Source organism: Lysinibacillus sp. HST-98 (assembly GCF_016757845.1).
GTDB lineage: Bacteria > Bacillota > Bacilli > Bacillales_A > Planococcaceae > Lysinibacillus > Lysinibacillus capsici.
This window is the reverse complement of record NZ_JAENHX010000007.1, coordinates 64,724-82,284: the sequence shown is the minus strand read 5'-3', so window position 1 is coordinate 82,284 and position 17,561 is coordinate 64,724. Positions and strand designations below refer to the sequence as shown.

At 37.9% G+C, this 17,561-nt stretch carries 16 protein-coding genes; all 16 read left to right on the top strand.

Features of this window, described 5'->3' with window-relative positions; all coding sequences use genetic code 11:
• Positions 1-262 precede the first annotated feature (262 nt).
• The 16 genes from JIN86_RS16005 (at position 263) to ftsA (ending at position 17,550) form a co-directional block, all read left to right on the top strand.
• A complete protein-coding gene (locus JIN86_RS16005) occupies positions 263-1,156 on the top strand; it encodes a ketopantoate reductase family protein (RefSeq protein WP_202342374.1) in 894 nt (297 codons plus the stop codon).
• On the top strand, positions 1,153-1,548 hold the full coding sequence (locus JIN86_RS16000; RefSeq protein WP_004224829.1) for a DUF3397 domain-containing protein: 396 nt from the start codon (positions 1,153-1,155) through the stop codon (positions 1,546-1,548). Before JIN86_RS16005 ends, JIN86_RS16000 begins: the two co-directional genes overlap by 4 nt.
• Positions 1,549-1,945: 397 nt before the next feature.
• The gene (gene bshC, locus JIN86_RS15995; protein ID WP_202342373.1) at positions 1,946-3,562 is read left to right on the top strand and encodes a bacillithiol biosynthesis cysteine-adding enzyme BshC; all 1,617 of its coding nucleotides are present in this window, start codon (positions 1,946-1,948) and stop codon (positions 3,560-3,562) included.
• A 254-nt stretch (positions 3,563-3,816) separates the two neighbouring features.
• The gene (gene mraZ / locus JIN86_RS15990; RefSeq protein WP_004224832.1) at positions 3,817-4,248 is read left to right on the top strand and encodes a division/cell wall cluster transcriptional repressor MraZ; all 432 of its coding nucleotides are present in this window, start codon (positions 3,817-3,819) and stop codon (positions 4,246-4,248) included.
• A gap of 62 nt (positions 4,249-4,310) precedes the next feature.
• Positions 4,311-5,261 (top strand): 16S rRNA (cytosine(1402)-N(4))-methyltransferase RsmH, encoded by a 951-nt coding sequence (gene rsmH / locus JIN86_RS15985; RefSeq protein ID WP_048394669.1) that lies wholly within the window; start codon positions 4,311-4,313, stop codon positions 5,259-5,261.
• On the top strand, positions 5,262-5,633 hold the full coding sequence (gene ftsL, locus JIN86_RS15980; RefSeq protein WP_004224836.1) for a cell division protein FtsL: 372 nt from the start codon (positions 5,262-5,264) through the stop codon (positions 5,631-5,633).
• On the top strand, positions 5,630-7,852 hold the full coding sequence (locus tag JIN86_RS15975; RefSeq protein ID WP_202342372.1) for a penicillin-binding protein: 2,223 nt from the start codon (positions 5,630-5,632) through the stop codon (positions 7,850-7,852). The genes ftsL and JIN86_RS15975 overlap by 4 nt, the downstream gene beginning before the upstream one ends.
• A gap of 57 nt (positions 7,853-7,909) precedes the next feature.
• Complete coding sequence (locus JIN86_RS15970; RefSeq protein WP_004224841.1) at positions 7,910-9,826, top strand: stage V sporulation protein D; 1,917 nt, start codon at positions 7,910-7,912, stop codon at positions 9,824-9,826.
• A gap of 125 nt (positions 9,827-9,951) precedes the next feature.
• Positions 9,952-10,923 (top strand): phospho-N-acetylmuramoyl-pentapeptide-transferase, encoded by a 972-nt coding sequence (mraY, locus tag JIN86_RS15965; RefSeq protein WP_004224845.1) that lies wholly within the window; start codon positions 9,952-9,954, stop codon positions 10,921-10,923.
• Positions 10,923-12,272 (top strand): UDP-N-acetylmuramoyl-L-alanine--D-glutamate ligase, encoded by a 1,350-nt coding sequence (murD, locus tag JIN86_RS15960; protein ID WP_004224847.1) that lies wholly within the window; start codon positions 10,923-10,925, stop codon positions 12,270-12,272. The genes mraY and murD overlap by 1 nt, the downstream gene beginning before the upstream one ends.
• 40 nt (positions 12,273-12,312) lie before the next feature.
• Positions 12,313-13,392, top strand: coding sequence for a putative lipid II flippase FtsW (gene ftsW, locus JIN86_RS15955; RefSeq protein ID WP_004224848.1), 1,080 nt, complete (start codon positions 12,313-12,315; stop codon positions 13,390-13,392).
• Between the two features lie 21 nt (positions 13,393-13,413).
• On the top strand, positions 13,414-14,247 hold the full coding sequence (locus JIN86_RS15950) for a cell division protein FtsQ/DivIB (protein ID WP_004224849.1): 834 nt from the start codon (positions 13,414-13,416) through the stop codon (positions 14,245-14,247).
• On the top strand, positions 14,225-14,953 hold the full coding sequence (locus JIN86_RS15945; protein WP_004224850.1) for a DUF881 domain-containing protein: 729 nt from the start codon (positions 14,225-14,227) through the stop codon (positions 14,951-14,953). The genes JIN86_RS15950 and JIN86_RS15945 overlap by 23 nt, the downstream gene beginning before the upstream one ends.
• 123 nt (positions 14,954-15,076) lie before the next feature.
• Positions 15,077-15,796 carry a DUF881 domain-containing protein gene (locus JIN86_RS15940; RefSeq protein WP_004224851.1) on the top strand — a complete coding sequence of 240 codons (720 nt, stop codon included), beginning with the start codon at positions 15,077-15,079 and terminating at the stop codon, positions 15,794-15,796.
• A 3-nt stretch (positions 15,797-15,799) separates the two neighbouring features.
• Positions 15,800-16,171 carry a small basic family protein gene (locus JIN86_RS15935; RefSeq protein WP_004224852.1) on the top strand — a complete coding sequence of 124 codons (372 nt, stop codon included), beginning with the start codon at positions 15,800-15,802 and terminating at the stop codon, positions 16,169-16,171.
• A gap of 95 nt (positions 16,172-16,266) precedes the next feature.
• Positions 16,267-17,550: a cell division protein FtsA gene (ftsA, locus tag JIN86_RS15930; protein WP_004224856.1), complete on the top strand. Its 1,284-nt coding sequence runs from the start codon at positions 16,267-16,269 to the stop codon at positions 17,548-17,550.
• Positions 17,551-17,561 lie beyond the last annotated feature (11 nt).

Here is a 17,561-nt window from a genome sequence, read left to right as displayed (position 1 = left end):
TAGAAGGTGCCTTAGATGTATTCTAAGGCACCTTATTCTTATAGTTTTAAGAATATATGCTATTCAGAGGTGAAGCATCAGATGGGGGTTTTAAAGTCTGCTGATTTAGGGGGCGTGCCAAAAATGCGTCACCCTCTTTGATGGTGTGAATAATAGCGTGTTGCTCCGAAGTATCACAGCGTGTCTCCAGTATTTTTGGAACAAACTGGATGTAATGACGTCGAGGTAACATTGATCAGTAAAGTTGGAAAGGGTGTAGACAATGAAAGTAGCAATAATTGGGGCAGGGGCAGTTGGTCAATTAACAGCAAGTTTTTTAGCGGAGTCTGGTGTATTAGTAACGTTGGTTGCCAGAAGGCAGGAACAAGTAAATGAACTAAATGCCAAAAAGTTAACACGTATCAACGTTGATGGAACTAAAGCTGTGCAAAGAATTGTTGCTACGACAGATTTGACTAATCTACCAAAGCAAGATTTATTAGTGATTGCTGTTAAATACGGACATTTGCAAAAGCTCTACAATCAATTAACCTTATTCTCAAGTGATATGCCGTTGCTTTTTATGCAAAACGGCTTAGCGCATTTTGAGGAGGCGCTACTTTTGCCACAAAAAAATATCGCCTTTGGTTCAGTGACCTTTGGAGCTCAATTGTTGGACCAATCAACGGTTCAGCATAGAGGAGTAGGACTATGTAAAATAGCGATAGAACGAGGAGAACACTGGGCTTTTCAACAGTTATTACAATTACAACATTCCTTATTTCCTATTGAATTGGCTAGTAATGCAGAGCAAATGCTTTTTGCAAAAGCGGTACTTAATAGCTTAATTAATCCATTGACAGCTGTTTTGCAAGTAAAGAACGGAGAGTTAGTGGCTAATCAACAAGCATTTTTACTGCTAGAAAGTATTTATCGAGAACTTACGGAAGCTTTTGAACTCACCATATCTTTTAGTGATGTGATAGACTTATGTAGGAAAACGGCCAACAATACTTCGTCTATGCTAGCGGATCGTCTGCAGGGGAGAAAAAGTGAAATCGAAACAATTGTTGGTGTCATTCTAAATAAAGCTTTAGCAAACGGTCATAATTTACCTACTTTGCGTACTTTATATCATCAAGTGCTTGCAATAGAGGAGAGCGGTGAAAGAAGTTGAAAGACCTTTTACATATAGTTATTAGTATCATTATTTTTTGTCCAATTGTTCTTTTCATAATTGTTTATCTGGTTGGCAGGAAAGTTAAAATTCGTGGCACACATGCATTTGGTGCAGCCTCTGATGTTACGACATTGTGTTTGTTTTTTTCTGTTCCGTTAGCCGTCGGCGTACTTTGGCGTGTGAATGTTGGGGCTCTTTTGGTGATACTCGCGATAATGATGGCCATGATTTTTACATATATTGATTGGCGAACTAAAAAGGAAATAGAAGTAAAGCCGTTATTAAAGAAAATTTGGCGTTTTTTATTCTTAGTACTTAGTACAGCTTATCTAGTCATATGTATCGTGGGTGTTATTCAATCCATTATGGAATATTTACAGGTTGTCTAAGCATTTTCTTTTCATGTTGAAGCTTTAAGCGTTAAAATAATAGCATTAAAATAGTTATAAAAATCATTCTATGGGGATGAGAATATTGATTGCATTCATAAACCTTCGTAACTAGAAGCGTAGTTCAGTGACATGAGGAAGTGAACCAGCACATGTTTTTTGTACCGAAAGCAAAGTTAGGTATAGAAAATCCTTCTCGAGGGAGAGCGATGGCTTTTAAATCGAAATGTCTGCTGCAAAATTGTTGCCTCAAAGCCGCTAATAGATGCCGCGGATTTTTTTTGAGCAATTTGAATGTCAAGGCGACATTGAAAGCCTCATGTGCATAGTATGAATGAAATTCAATTTCTTGTTATGAGTAAGGAAATGATTTAGTGAGTAGAGGAGTTTATGTTAAATGAAACTGGAGTCAATCCAAGTACCTATAAAAAATCATGTACTAGCAGATTACTGGTCGCCAAATACTGCCATACATCAATTTTTTGAGTATGAATACAATGATCAAGCTTTTGAGAAAAGAGCGGAGCATTTAGCGCGAAATTCCCGTGATCAAAAAGAATTAACAACAATCATCCGTCAATTTATGGAGCCACTGGGGTTATCAAAAAAAGCGAATGAACATTTAGAACAACTAGAGCAAGGAGCTATGGTAATAGTTGGTGGACAACAAGCAGGTATCTTAACAGGCCCTCTTTACTCCGTTCATAAAGCTATTTCAGTTATTGCATTAGCGAAAGAGCAAAGTACGAAGCTTCAACAGCCTGTTATTCCTGTTTTCTGGATCGCTGGAGAAGATCATGACTTAGAAGAAATTAATCACACCTATACGGTTTATGGGGAATTGCTGAAAAAAAGAGCTTATGGAGAGCGATCTAGACGTAAAACGATGGCTTCTGCAACAGCCCTAAACAAAGAGTCGATGACGCAATTAATTAATACTATTATTCGTGATATTGGAGAAACAGAGTATACAGAAACGCTGATCAAGCAGTTAGTTGACGCATTGAATAATAGTGAAACATTTACAGATTTCTTTGCCTGTCTAATGAATCAATTGTTCAAAGAGGAAGGTTTATTATTAATCGATGCCGCCAACTTTCAATTCCGTCAATTTGAACATAAATATTTTGCTCAAATCATTCAATCCAATGAAGAAATTGCTAGAGTAGTAACGGAAAAGGAGCAAGAGCTTGAACGTGCTGGCTATGGTAAGCCTATTTTAGCAACATATGAAGCCGCTAATTTATTTTACGTAGAAGATGGGGAGCGACATCTTTTAGAAAGAAAAAATGATCTGTTTGTTAATTTAGCGGCAAACCTTAAATTTACACAAGAAGAGCTATTAGAAGTGGCGCATAATCATCCTGAACGTTTAAGTAATAACGTAGTAACTCGCCCTTTGATGCAGGAGATGACATTACCAGTATTAGCGTTTGTCGGAGGTCCAGGAGAGCTAGCTTATTGGGCGACACTGAAAAATGCATTTTCAGTGTTAGATTTACAAATGCCGATTTTTGCTCCGCGCCTACATATTACTATTATCACTCGTCATGTAGAGCAATTATTACGTGAGCATCAACTAACTGTTACTGACGTATGGGAAGGGAAAGCATTACAACTGAAAGAACGTTTTATTGCAGATGTTCAGGACAGTGAAGCCAAACGTCAAATCCAAGCTATGCAGCAGTTGTTAGTAGAAAAATATGAAGAGCTAGCCTCCTATTTAGAGAACCAGCATCTGCAATTAGATAAGATTCTTGAGAAAAATCAAGAAAATCATGCGAAACAATTTGACTATCTACAGCAAAAAATTGAACAAACTGTATTAGGTAAGCATGAAACGACGATTCGTAAATTTATGACACTGCAAAATGAATTATATCCTAATGATGGTTTCCAAGAGAGATCCCTTAATCCATATCAATATTTCAATGAGTTTGGACCTATGTTAATTACTGAAATGCTGAAGCAAAATTATAGCATCGGTAAACACCACTATTTACTTTATTTATAAAATTAATAAATAGATACTTTTTACCTAAGTAGTAATTTGATATCCTGTAAATTTGATGAATAATGTCGACATAAATAGTATTTAAAGAGCTATCCTACTAGGGGTGGCTCTTTTTTTATATCATTTAGCATATGTCGAAAAAATTCCTAAAGGTCTAATTGCATATTAAGCGATAAAATGTCAAGTTTTTTTTAAAAAAAGTGGAGGAAAGTGGGTGGATGTGGTACATTATTTAATAAAGTGGGGTGAGTAGTATGTTCATGGGAGAATATCAACACTCCGTTGATGCGAAAGGGCGATTAATCGTACCGGCAAAATTTCGTGAAGCTTTAGGCGAAACGTTTGTTGTCACAAGAGGTCTCGATAACTGTCTATTTGGCTATCCTATGAATGAATGGCGAAAACTCGAAGAGAAATTAAAAGGTTTACCAATGACCAAAAAAGATACACGAGCATTTGCGAGGTTTTTCTTTTCTGGAGCAACAGAGGTAGAGATAGACAAGCAGGGGCGTATCAATATCCCAGCTACCCTTATGCAACATGCGCATCTAGTAAAAGAATGTGTGGTGTTGGGTGTTTCAAATCGAATCGAGATTTGGGCTAAGGATGCTTGGGAAGCTTACTTTAGTGAGTCTGAACAATCTTTTAATGAAATTGCAGAAAATATGATTGGCTTTGATTTTTAACTTGTAATAGGCATTACAACGTGATAGTTGAATGAGGTTAAGGCCTGAGAGGAGCGAGTGGTATGTTCGATCATACAACCGTGTTATTAAAAGAAACTGTTGATGGGTTGAACATAGATCCTGATGGTGTATATGTGGACTGTACACTTGGCGGTGCGGGACACAGTGAATATCTAGTACAACAATTATCAGATAAAGGCCGCTTAATTTGTTTTGATCAAGATATGACGGCTATTGAAAATGCGAAAATTCGATTAGCACCTTATATAGAGCGTGTTACATTTATCCATTCGAATTTCCGTTACTTAAAAGAAGAACTATTAGCTCATGGCATTAAGCAGGTTGATGGTATTTTATATGACTTAGGCGTATCTTCTCCACAATTAGATACACCTGAGAGAGGCTTTAGTTATCACCACGATGCACCACTTGATATGCGTATGGATCAAACTGCAACTCTGACAGCATCAGATGTTGTTAATCAATGGGCATACGAAGATCTTGTTCGTATATTTTTCCGTTATGGAGAAGAAAAGTTTTCTAAACAAGTTGCCCGTAAAATTGAAGAGGCTCGAAAAACAGCACCGATTGAAACAACTGGTCAACTTGTAGAATTAATTAAAGAGGGTATTCCAGCAGCGGCACGCCGAAAAGGTGGACATCCGGCAAAGCGCATTTTCCAAGCAATAAGAATTGCTGTTAATGATGAGCTAGGCGCAGCAGAGGATTCATTAGTCGATGCGATTGATATGATTAACGTAGGGGGGCGCATTAGTGTCATTACGTTCCATTCATTGGAGGACCGCCTATGCAAGACAATCTTTAAGGAAGCGTCATCATTACCGGAATTACCACCAAATTTACCTGTAATTCCTGATGACATGAAGCCAACTTTAAAGCTTATTACACGAAAGCCTATTATTCCTTCTGATGAAGAATTGGCAGTTAATAATCGTGCGCGTTCAGCGAAGCTTAGAGTGGTGGAGAAAATTAACGACAAAGGGCGTGAGTAAATGGCAGCAGTTCGTGTAAGGCAACAGCACCAACATCAACAAGTGCAACAACCGATAACACCACCTAGTCCACAACCCACTATCATACGTCGTAAAAAAACGAACCAGAAGTTTGAAAAGACAATGCTAATTGTTTTAATTGGCATTATTGCTGTACTAGGAATACTTGTATTAAATAAACAAGCAGCGATTCAAACAACAAGTATAGACATTCAAAAAATCGAATCAGAAGCAGAAGAGATTGCGAAACAGAATGTTGACTTAACGGTTCGTGTAAGTGAACTTTCTACATACGAAAACATATGGAAAAAAGCCAAAGAACTCGGTTTAACTCAAAATGAGAAAAATGTAAAGGTAGTGCCGGGAGAATGAAAAAAAAGAGATTTCGATTCCAATGGGGAGCCTTTCTATTATTAATTTTTTATGGAGGGCTCTTTTTTCTATTATTCACAAGAATGGTGACATTACAGGCTACAGGTGAAGTGGAAGGACAAGAGCTTGCAGCGAGAGCAGCAGCTAAGTATGGTAAGGAAAGTGTAATTACAGCTAATCGTGGAAAGATTTATGATCAAAATGGACAAGTAATTGCAGAAGATACATTAAGTTATCGCATGATTGCCATTGTAAGTGAAAAGGCTACAACAGATCCTAAGAATCCCCGACATGTAGTGGATTCGGAGAAAACGGCAAAAGTACTAGCGAAATATATTCCAGCGATGAAAGAAAAGGAAGACGAGATTGTTAAAAAATTGAACAATCGATATAGAAGTGATGGTGAACCTTTATATCAAGTTGAGTTTGGTAGTGCAGGCCGCGGCATTAGTCACGAGGTCATGAGTAAAATAAAGGAAGAAAAATTACCAGGGATTCTCTTTGTGAGTGACTTAAAACGGTATTATCCAAATGGTGTATTTGCTTCTCATTTAATTGGCTATGCTCTCAAAAAAGATAATGAAGATGGCACGGTTACGACCAAGGGAGAAATGGGTCTAGAATATACGTATGATAAAGAATTAACAGGCGTTAATGGCAAAGTGGAATATGAGACAGATGCTTTCCGCTATTTGCTTCCAAACAGTGAGAAAATGATTACACCTGCAAAAAATGGGGACGACATTTATTTAACACTTGATAAAACAATCCAAAGCTTCTTAGAGGAAGCAATGACAAAGGTTGAACAGGAATATAATCCTGAGTCCATGACCGCGGTTGTAGCAGATCCGAAGACTGGAAAGATTTTAGCAATGTCACAGCGTCCTACATTTAACCCAGAAACACGTGATAGTCAAAATATGAAGTGGCTGAATGAAGTGATTGAGGAGACAATTGAGCCTGGCTCTACGATGAAAACTTTCACGCTTGCTTCAGCTATCGATACGGGAAAATGGACACCGAATGACCCATTTAAATCAGGTTCATATACAGTATTTGACCGTACGATTCGAGATCACAATAGATATGGTTGGGGTTATATCACTTATTTACAAGGGTTCCAACGCTCTGCTAATACTGCTATGGCCCATTTATTAACAAAGATTGGCGATGATGTATTTATTGATTATCTGGACCGCTTTGGTTTTGGGCACAAAACGGGTATTGATTTACCGAATGAAGCAACAGGTACTATTTTAACAAAGTACCCTATTCAACGAGTAACAACTACCTACGGTCAAGGTTCTACAGTAACACCTATTCAGCTAATCCAAGCGATGACTGCTATCGCGAATGATGGCAAGATGATGCAGCCGTATGTTATCGACCGTATTGTTGATTCTTCTACAGGGAAAATTATTCAAAATCATGAGCCTGTTGAAAAAGGACAGCCGATTAAAGCTGATACAGCGAAACAAGTACGAGAAATCCTAGCTTCAACGTTAACATCAGAATATGGTACAGCTAAGGATTTTATATTGGAGGATTATGAGGTTGCAGGGAAAACGGGGACTGCCCAAATTCCAAAAGCTAGTGGTGGATATCTTTCAAACCAATACCTTTATTCATTTTTAGGCTTGGCTCCTGTAGATGATCCACAGCTAATTGTATATGTCTCAGTGAAAAAACCTAAGCTGAACAATGAGCTTGGATCGGTACCAGTATCAAAAGTCTTTAATCCAGTTATGTTAAATAGCTTAAAGCACCTTAATATCAACCCAGACGATGTTCAACATGTCAATAAAGTCAGCATTCAGGACTTTACAGGTCAAAGCGCTGAAGCGGTTGAAGTAGAATTAGCCAATGATGGTTTACAACCAATTGTTGTTGGTAGTGGTGGTAAAATTATTGAACAATATCCAATGAACACTCAAAAACTGGTAAAAGGTAGTTTTGTATTTTTAAAGACAGATGGCGAGGTAACATTGCCAGACTTTACGAATTGGTCATTACGTAATTTACTAGTCTTCAAATCTATGACTGGACTAGAGATGGAAATATTCGGCGAAGGTTTTGTAGCAAGTCAAAGCGTTTCAGCTGGAACCGTCATCACTGATAGTTCCCCGATTGTTGTTAAGCTTAAAACACCTGCCGAAAGCTTTGTACAAGACGTGGAAGCTGCCTCTGAGGGTGAAGTTGAAGAAGTAGAGGATGAATAATACTGAATAGAAGTCCACTTTATTTCATACGTTGTAAAAAACAAGGTGTGATGTCGAATGAAGTGGATTTCTATCCATTCTAAAAAGCGTTTACGTATTTTATATGTGTTGTTTATGTGTGTAGCATTGGCAATTGTTGTTAGGTTATTCTTTTTGCAAGTGCTAGATCAAAAAGAATTGACTACCAAGGCAGAGGAGAACTGGGACAGGGAAATTCCATTTGCGAATGAACGAGGACATATAACAGATCGAGACGGAGAGAGTATTGTAACTAATAAGCTAGCGCCTACATTATATTTCATGCCTTCACAAAGCAATGATATTGAAGGAGCTGCTGAAAAAATTGCCCAGGTTCTCGAAGTGGATAAGGCGAAGCTATTAGAGAAAATGCAAAAAAAAGCTTACTTAGTGAAACTAGCACCTGAAGGCAAAAATATACCTTATGAAAAAGCAGTAGAATTACAAGGCATGCAAATTGAAGGGTTGTATAGTGGTGTTGATTATTCTAGGGATTATCCTTACGGCACGCTGTTATCTCGATTTTTAGGTTTTACAGGGTATGATGCCCAAGGATTAGCTGGAATTGAATATGAATATGATAAATTTCTGCAGGCTAATTCTTCTGCGATCCGTCTCTTTACAGATGCAAAAGGTAATAATTTGCCTAATGTTTCAAGTGCTTGGAAAGCAGGAGAGGATGGTGCTACGATCGAGCTAACAATTGACGTTGATGTACAGCAAGTCGTAGAGCGTGAAATATCGCAAGCAATGAAGCGCTATGAAGCTGACCAAGCACTAGCGATTGCGATGAATCCAAACACTGGCGAAATTTTGGCATTAGCCTCTTATCCTACTTTTCATCCAGCTGAATATCAATTAGTAGAGCCAGCCATCTACAATCGAAATTTACCTGTATGGATGACGTATGAGCCCGGTTCTACTTTTAAAATTATTACCCTTAGTGCTGCGTTGGAAGAAAACTTAGTGGATTTGGAGCATGAAACCTTTTATGATCCAGGTTATACGATGGTGGCGGGAGCAAAGCTTCGCTGTTGGAAACGTGAAGGACATGGGCATGAAACATTTTTAGAGGTGGTTGAGAACTCCTGTAACCCAGGCTTTATAGAATTAGGACAGCGTCTAGGCAATGAGCGACTACTACAATATATTAAAGACTTTGGTTTTGGACAAAAGACAGGGTCTAATATTGCTGGTGAAGCATCTGGTATTTTATTTTCTAAGGATGCCTTTGGTCCTGTTGAGCAGGCCACCACTTCATTCGGGCAAGGGGTAGCCGTGACACCTATTCAACAAGTTCAAGCAGTAGCTGCTGCCATAAATGGAGGCAAGCTTTATACGCCATATGTTGTGAAAAAGGTATTTAATCCAAATACAGGAGAAGTCATACAGGAAACGCAACCAGTTGTTAAAAATCAGGTAATTCGTGAAGAAACCTCTGCTAAGGTTCGAGGTGCTTTGGAATCAGTAGTAGCGAATGGTTCAGGTCGACAAGCCTTTCGAGATGGACTGCGAATTGGTGGTAAAACTGGAACAGCACAAAAAGTTGAAAATGGCCGTTATAAAAGTGGAGAATACATCGTATCTTTTATTGGCTTTGCACCAGCAGACAATCCGCAAATTGTTGTCTATGTAGCTGTTGACAATCCGAAAAAGACAACCCAGTTTGGTGGTGTTGTAGCAGCACCTATAGTGGGGCAAATTATTGAGGATGTTGCGCCTTTTGTAGGTATTGAAAAATCGAAGGAACAACTGGAAAAGGATTATCGTTATGGTGACCCAATTACTGTGAAGGTACCTAATTTTATTGGTCAAACAAGGGATGATATTGCCAAGCAATTTTATCCATTCCGTATTGAATGGCATGGGGAAGGGACTAAAATTGGCAATCAATTACCTGAAGTGGATAGTGTTATCAAACAAGATGGTACCATTCATTTATATTTGGAGAACTAAAATAACTTTACCTTTAAAAAATGGGAAAGAACCACTATTATTATGAAGGGTAGTAATAATAAAATGAAAGTTAATGCTTTTTTCTTAAAGAAGAAAGTGAAACAAGATTTAAAGGAGATTTTTCAATGAAACTCGCAACAACACTTACCATTTTAGCTCTTGCTTTTATAGTAACAGTTATCCTGGCACCAATTAGTATTCCACTTCTTCGTCGTCTAAAGTTTGGGCAAAGTATTCGAGAAGAGGGACCAAAATCACATATGAAAAAAGCTGGTACACCAACAATGGGAGGAATCATTTTCTTAATATCCATTCTCCTAACAACTGTTGGTGTAGGTAGCTTTTTAGATTTATTAACGACACATACCGTAGTACTTTTATTAGTGTTAGCAGGATTCGGCTTAATAGGTTTATTAGATGATGGTTTAAAGGTTGTATTTAAAAGAAATTTAGGTTTAACCTCTCTTCAAAAATTGATTGGTCAAATTGTTATTGCTATTCTTGCGTATTTCCTTCTACATGTAGGATCGTTTGATACAACGTTAGCTATTCCATTTACGGAGTGGACAATTGATCATGACGTATTCTATGTAGCCTTTTTAATTTTCTGGTTAGTAGGCTTCTCCAATGCAGTGAATTTGACAGATGGTCTAGACGGGCTAGTGGCAGGTACTGCCTCCATTGCCTTTGCAGCATTTGGTGTTATTGCGCTATTCCAAAGTCAGGCAGATATTGCACTATTTTCGTTTGCTGTAACAGGTGCTTTATTAGGCTTCTTATTATTTAATGCAAATCCTGCAAAGGTATTTATGGGGGATACGGGGTCATTAGCATTAGGTGGAGCATTGGCTATGGTATCTGTCTTAGTAAAAGAAGAATTCTTGCTTTTACTAGTTGGCTTAGTGTTTGTTATAGAAACACTTTCCGTTATTTTGCAGGTAGGTAGCTTTAAGCTTCGAAAAAAGCGTATTTTTAAAATGAGCCCTATTCATCATCATTTTGAATTATCGGGTTGGTCAGAATGGAAAGTAGTGCTTGTCTTCTGGTCAACTGCCTTAGCAGTAGCATTAATTGCAGTCTTATCGGAGGCGTTCTAATGAAAAACTATACAGATTTACAACATAAAAAAGTACTTGTGTTAGGTCTAGCAAAAAGTGGTGTGGCCGCTGCGGAAATTTTACATGAGCTTGGTGCATTTGTAACAGTAAATGATTCAAAACCATTTGATGAAAGTCCAGATGCACAAGGGTTATTACAGAAGGGGATTACAGTAATTTGTGGTCGCCATCCTGAAGATTTACTTGATGAAGGCTTTGAGTTAGTGGTAAAAAATCCAGGTATACCTTATAGCAATCGAATTGTGGCTGATGCCCTTAGTCGAGAGATTCCAGTCTGGACAGAGATTGAGCTAGCTTTTTTAATTAGTGATGCACCATTTATTGGTATAACAGGCTCAAATGGCAAAACAACGACGACAACTTTAATATTCGACATGTTAAGTAAAGGAAGTAAAAATCCGTTAATTGCTGGAAATATTGGGACAGTTGCTTGTGGCGTCGCAAAAGAAGCGAATCAAGATGACATCATTGTAACAGAACTGTCCTCATTCCAATTGATGGGGATCAAAACGTTTAAGCCTAAAATTGCTATTTTGACGAATCTTTATGATGCGCATTTAGATTATCATGGAACATTTAATAACTATGCTGAAGCGAAGTTTGGCGTAACTCGTAATCAAGATGACAGTGATTATTTTATTTATAATGCCGACCAACCGATTGTGGTTGGATATGCAGCACAATCTCATGCACAGAAGATTCCATTCAGTTCGAAGGGACGTACTGCAAATGGGATTAGTGCAGATGAAACTACAATTTATTGGCAAGGGGAACCATACATGGATCGCGCGAACATTGCCTTGCCTGGTAAGCATAATTTAGAAAACATCTTAGCAGCCGTGGCAGCCTGTATTTTAGTTGGCTGTGACAAAGAGAAGATGGAAGAGGTTTTAGCGACATTTGGTGGAGTTAGACACCGTACACAATTCGTACGTGAATGGAACGGTCGAAAGATTTACAACGACTCTAAGGCAACCAATTGTTTAGCGACAAAGAGTGCTTTAGATGCTTTCCAAGCTCCTGTCATTTTACTCGCAGGTGGCTTAGATCGTGGACATTCTTTCGAAGAACTTCGCCCTTGTATGAGTCATGTAAAGGGTGTTGTTGCGTTTGGAGAAACTGGCTTACGATTTGTAGAATTTGCAAAATCGTGTGGTGTCCAACAAACCGTCATTGCTCAAAATGTAGAAGACGCTGTTCAATATGCAGCACCGATGTCTGCAGAAGGAGATGTTATTTTACTATCTCCAGCATGTGCAAGTTGGGATCAATATGACAGCTTTGAAATACGTGGAGATGTTTTTATTGATGCTGTAATGAAGCTGTAATGAGCCTGTAACTATTTTAGAATATACTTGACTTGGAAGGATGGCATTACTGAGAGGTAAAGAAAGCTACTTATTGCTCGTCACAACTTTGATGCTATCAATTATCGGCATTATTTTCGTCTATTCTGCAGGTACCTACTGGAGTGCCGTTCATTATAGTGGAAAAATGCCGTTTTATTTGAAGCAAAGCGTATACTTTGTGGTAGCCATTGTCGTATTTTTAATCACGATTCGATTAAATATTTTGAGAGAGCAGTCCTTTTGGAAAATGGCCTATATATTTTCGTTAATTTTACTCGTTCTCGTACTGATTCCTGGTATAGGATTGGTGCGAAATGGTTCGCAAAGCTGGATTGGTGTAGGTCCATTAACAATACAGCCAGCAGAGCTAACGAAAATTACCGTCATTGTGTACTTGAGCCATATATTAGCCCAGCATAAAACGGGCACTCCTGTTGTTAACTGGCGACATGGTTTTATCCTGTTACTTCCTGTTGTTCTTATCATGTTGCAGCCGGATTTTGGCTCAGTATTTATTCTCGTTGTATCTGTGTTTTTATTGTTTTTTGTCGCTGGCTATCCTCTAAAACTATACGCCATGATTATGCTAGCTGGTGTCGCTGGATTAGTAGGTCTCATAGCGACAGCACCATATCGTCTAAAGCGTATAGAAGCATTTCTTGATCCATGGGCTGATCCCTTGGTTAGTGGGTTCCAAGCGGTGCAATCTTTAATGGCTATCGGTCCAGCAGGGATTTTTGGGCATGGCTTTGGACAAAGCCGACAAAAGTTTCTGTATTTACCAGAGCCTCAGAATGATTTTATTTACGCCATTATTTTAGAAGAAGTCGGATTGATTGGTGGCCTCGTTATTTTAGCGCTTTTTATACTAACGATCTATGCAGGCTATAGATTTGCGGTACAGGCTAAAAACCGAACGTCCTATTATGCGATTATCGGGCTAGTCACAATGCTTATGGTGCAGGCTTTTCTAAATATAGCTGTAGTAATAGGTTTAGTGCCAGTAACGGGTGTTACATTACCTTTTATTAGCTATGGTGGAACATCTTTAGTAACAATGTGGTTAATAATAGGTATTATTTATCAATTAGCGAAATAAATATAAAGGAGGAGTACTTTTGTGGAGAAAGTAATTGATATAGAAGAACGCATACCTACGCTAAAAAAGCGACGAAAAAAGCGTACAAACCGGAAATTTATAGTGCTAATATTACTTTTCTTTATTGTGTTAGCAGTACTCCTTTATTTTCAATCTCCATACAGTAACATCAATAAAATCACTGTCAATGGTGCTAAGCTAGCGAATGACCAATATTATTTGGAGGCAAGTACTCTTGCACCAGGAAAATCAATGTGGAGTTTCAAAGTGGAAGATATTGAGCAGATTTTATTAAAGGATAAATGGGTAAAAGAAGTACATGTTAACCGTAACTGGTTACAAGGCGTAGCAATTGATATTAAAGAGTGGAAAAAAGTTGCGTACTTAGCTGGAGACGGGACTTATTATCCTTTGCTAGAAAACGGTAAGCGCTTTGAACAAAAGGGAAATGATACACCCATTGATGCACCTGTTTTTATCGGGATAACCGGTGAAAAGACAATTAATAAGCTTGTTGAACAGCTAGCACAATTAAAGCCCGAAGTATTAGCTTTAATTTCTCAGGTTAACACGAATAGTAATGAAGCAAATCCAAATGCAGTCAAGCTTTATATGAATGATGGCTACGAAGTACGTGCTGTTATTCAGACACTAGCGGAAAAGTTAAATTACTACCCCTCTATTGTCGCACAAATTGCTAACTTAGAAAAAGGTGTGATTGATTTAGAGGTTGGTTCATACTATCGTCCTTTTAACGAGGAATACAACAAGATTAGTATTGACATGGAAGCAAATGCAGATGGTGAAATGGTTAACCAGGAAGTGACAGAAGATGAACAACAAGAAGACGAATAGCAAAGGTAGTTTTTTTACTAGAAAACAATTCGAATTACTAATTGTTTGTATAACAACAGGATTTATCATCGGCTATTCATACAACCAGGCGAAAGATAATCGAGAGGCAGGCACTATTAATTCTGAGCTTTTTGAGCAAGAAGATTCTTATCGTGAGGAGTTAATCACTCAACAAGAGCGTAATAAAGAACTCACGGAAGAAGTAAATAATTTACAAGAACAAATTCGAAAGTATGAAAAATCCTTTGCATCAAACGAAAAGGACTATAAGAAGCTTGTTGAGCAAGCAGAAGATTTACGGTTTTTACTCGGTGAACTAAAGAGTGAGGGGAAGGGCATACGCATAACCCTTCAAGATGGAGACTATGATCCAAAATCCTTAAATCCAAATGACTATATTGTTCATGAAAGTCATGTATTTAAATTGTTAAATGAACTAAAAATTTCAGGCGCGCAAGCTATTGCTATTAATGGACAACGTGTATTAGCGAGTTCTTATATTCGCTGTAATGGCCCAGTAATAACAATTGATGGTACACAACATCCAGCTCCGTTTGTGATCGAAGCGGTTGGTGATTCAGATACATTAATAGCTTCTTTAAACTTAAACGGGGGCGTTGTAGATCAATTATTAAATGACAATATTGTGGTGTCACTTGAAGAAAATCAGAAGCTTACCATGCCAAAAGTAAAAATAGAAAGTTAGGACAAGTTCTATACTTTAAACTTCATGTTTAATTTAGCCTCCAGTTATATAGTCGATTGTAGAAAATTATACAATTCAAAGTCGTATTCTGAGGGGCATACGATACGTCTAGGAGGGGCTATTTTGAAAAGAAATATGTACACCCGAATAACGATCGTGCTATTTATTATCGGTTTGATGATAGCGGTACAATACAATACCATACAAAAACCAGCTGAGCGAGATACACGAGATATTTGGGCAATAAGAGAGGAATTAGCACAAGAAAAACAAAGACATTCCGCACTACTGGCAGAAATTCGCTCACTTCATGAAGTAGTGGATCGCTATGAGCAATCTGAAAAAGTAAATCAGCAAGCAGCCTTAAATGAAACATTAAATCGTTTAAAGCTACAAGCAGGATTAACAGAAGTTATAGGGCCAGGTGTTGTACTTCGAGTTGAACCTGCACCTGAACTGATAGAAATGGGCTATGAAATTAAAGAGATTTCACCCGATTTGTTAACTCAATTATTGAATACCCTTTTTAAGAACAATGCTACTAATGTCTCAATTGATGGTAACCGTGTAGTACAAACAACAGCCATACGGGATATCAATGGTAAGACAACAGTAAACAGTATACCACTGTCTTCGCCTTCATTTGAGATATTTGTTGGGACAAGCGATTATAAAGCAGCGCAAAAAATGTATAATTCCTTGCAGGCCTCAACATTTATAGACTCATTTTATTTAGACAATTTTAATTTAGTAATCGAAGAACCAATTGAACAGTTACAACTTCCAGCATTTGATCAGCCGTTGACAAATGATTATTTAGCAGAGGTAAAAAAAGGAGATTAATATATGTGGCTACCATTTTTAGGTTTGATATTTGGACTTGCCCTTGGCTTGTTAACAAATATACAAATCCCCTCTATGTATGAAAATTATCTGTCAATAGCTGTTTTAGCAGCTTTAGATACATTATTTGGAGGTATTCGTGCTCAATTACAGCAAGTTTACGATGATAAAGTTTTTGTATCAGGATTCTTTTTTAATATAGTTCTAGCAGCAGGATTAGCTTTTATAGGAGTGAATTTGGGGATAGATTTGTATTTAGCAGCGATTTTCGCTTTCGGAGTACGTTTATTCCAAAATATAGCAATTATTAGGCGTATATTACTAACTCGGTTAGATGAGAAACGTCACAAGCGGAAAAAAACTTCCATAGAATGAGAGAAAAATTGACCAAAATACTCGATTTGCTTAGACATTATGCCAAATTTACAATAGAATGAAAATAAGAGCATTTTTCAAGGAGGTGCAGCGAATTGAATCAGCAAGATTTATACATTTCCCTTGATATTGGATCCTCCTCTGTCAAGGTATTAATAGGTGAAATGAGTGACGGGCAATTACATGTAATTGGCGTCGGAAATGTAAAGTCGAATGGAGTTCGAAAAGGTGCAATTGTTGATATTGATGCAACAGTACAATCTATTCGAAAAGCAATAGAACAGGCCGAACGAATGACTGGTTATCAAATCCATGAAGTCGTTTTAGGCGTTCCAGCTAACCAGACGATGTTACAGCTAGTTAAAGGTGTTGTCGCTGTAAATAGTGAAAATAGAGAAATTACAGATGATGATTTAGACAGAGTGGTAGAATCTGCACAAGTCATGTCAATACCTCCTGAACGTGAATTAGTTAACATCATTCCAAGACAGTTTATTGTGGACAACCTTGATGAAATTAAAGATCCTCGTGGTATGATTGGCATCCGTCTTGAAATGGATGCAACAATGATAACGACATCCAAAACGCTTTTACACAATGTTCTTCGCTGTGTTGAGCGAGCGGGTTTAAGTATACGAGAAATATATTTGCAGCCATTAGCATCAGGCTACTTTGCATTAACAGAAGATGAAAAAAACCAAGGAACTGCCTTTATTGATTTAGGTGGCGGATCTACAACAATTGCAGTTTTTGAAGAGGGATTATTAACGCATACGGGTGTCATACCAGTTGGTGGTGATCATATAACGAAAGATATTTCAATCGTTTTAAAAACACCAACAGAACAAGCAGAACAAATTAAACACCAGTTTGGACATGCCTTTTATGATGACGCATCAGATGACGAACTCTTTGAAGTGCCTGTCGTGGGTACAGATTCTACTGATCAGTACAGCCAACGTTATATATCGGAGATTATCGGTGCTAGATTAGAAGAATTACTAGAGTTAGTTATAGATGAATTAGCACGTTTAGGTGTTAGAGATTTACCAGGCGGTGTAGTTTTAACTGGTGGTGTTGCAAAGCTTGAGGGGATTGCCCAATTAGCACGTCAAATTCTACAAACGCGTGTTAGAATCTATACACCTGATTATATCGGTGTTAGAGAGCCTTCATTTGCGACGGCAGTTGGACTTATTCGTTACGCCTATTTAGAAGATGATTTTTACGGTAAAAGTACGAATACGCAGCCTGTTGAATATGCAGTTGTAGGGGCTCAACCAGCTATAAGCAAAAAGCAAGAGTATTCTGCACCTTCAGAACCAAAAGAAAGCGTAATTGGGAGAGCAAAAAAATTATTTGATAAGTTTTTTGATTAACTAGAATGCGT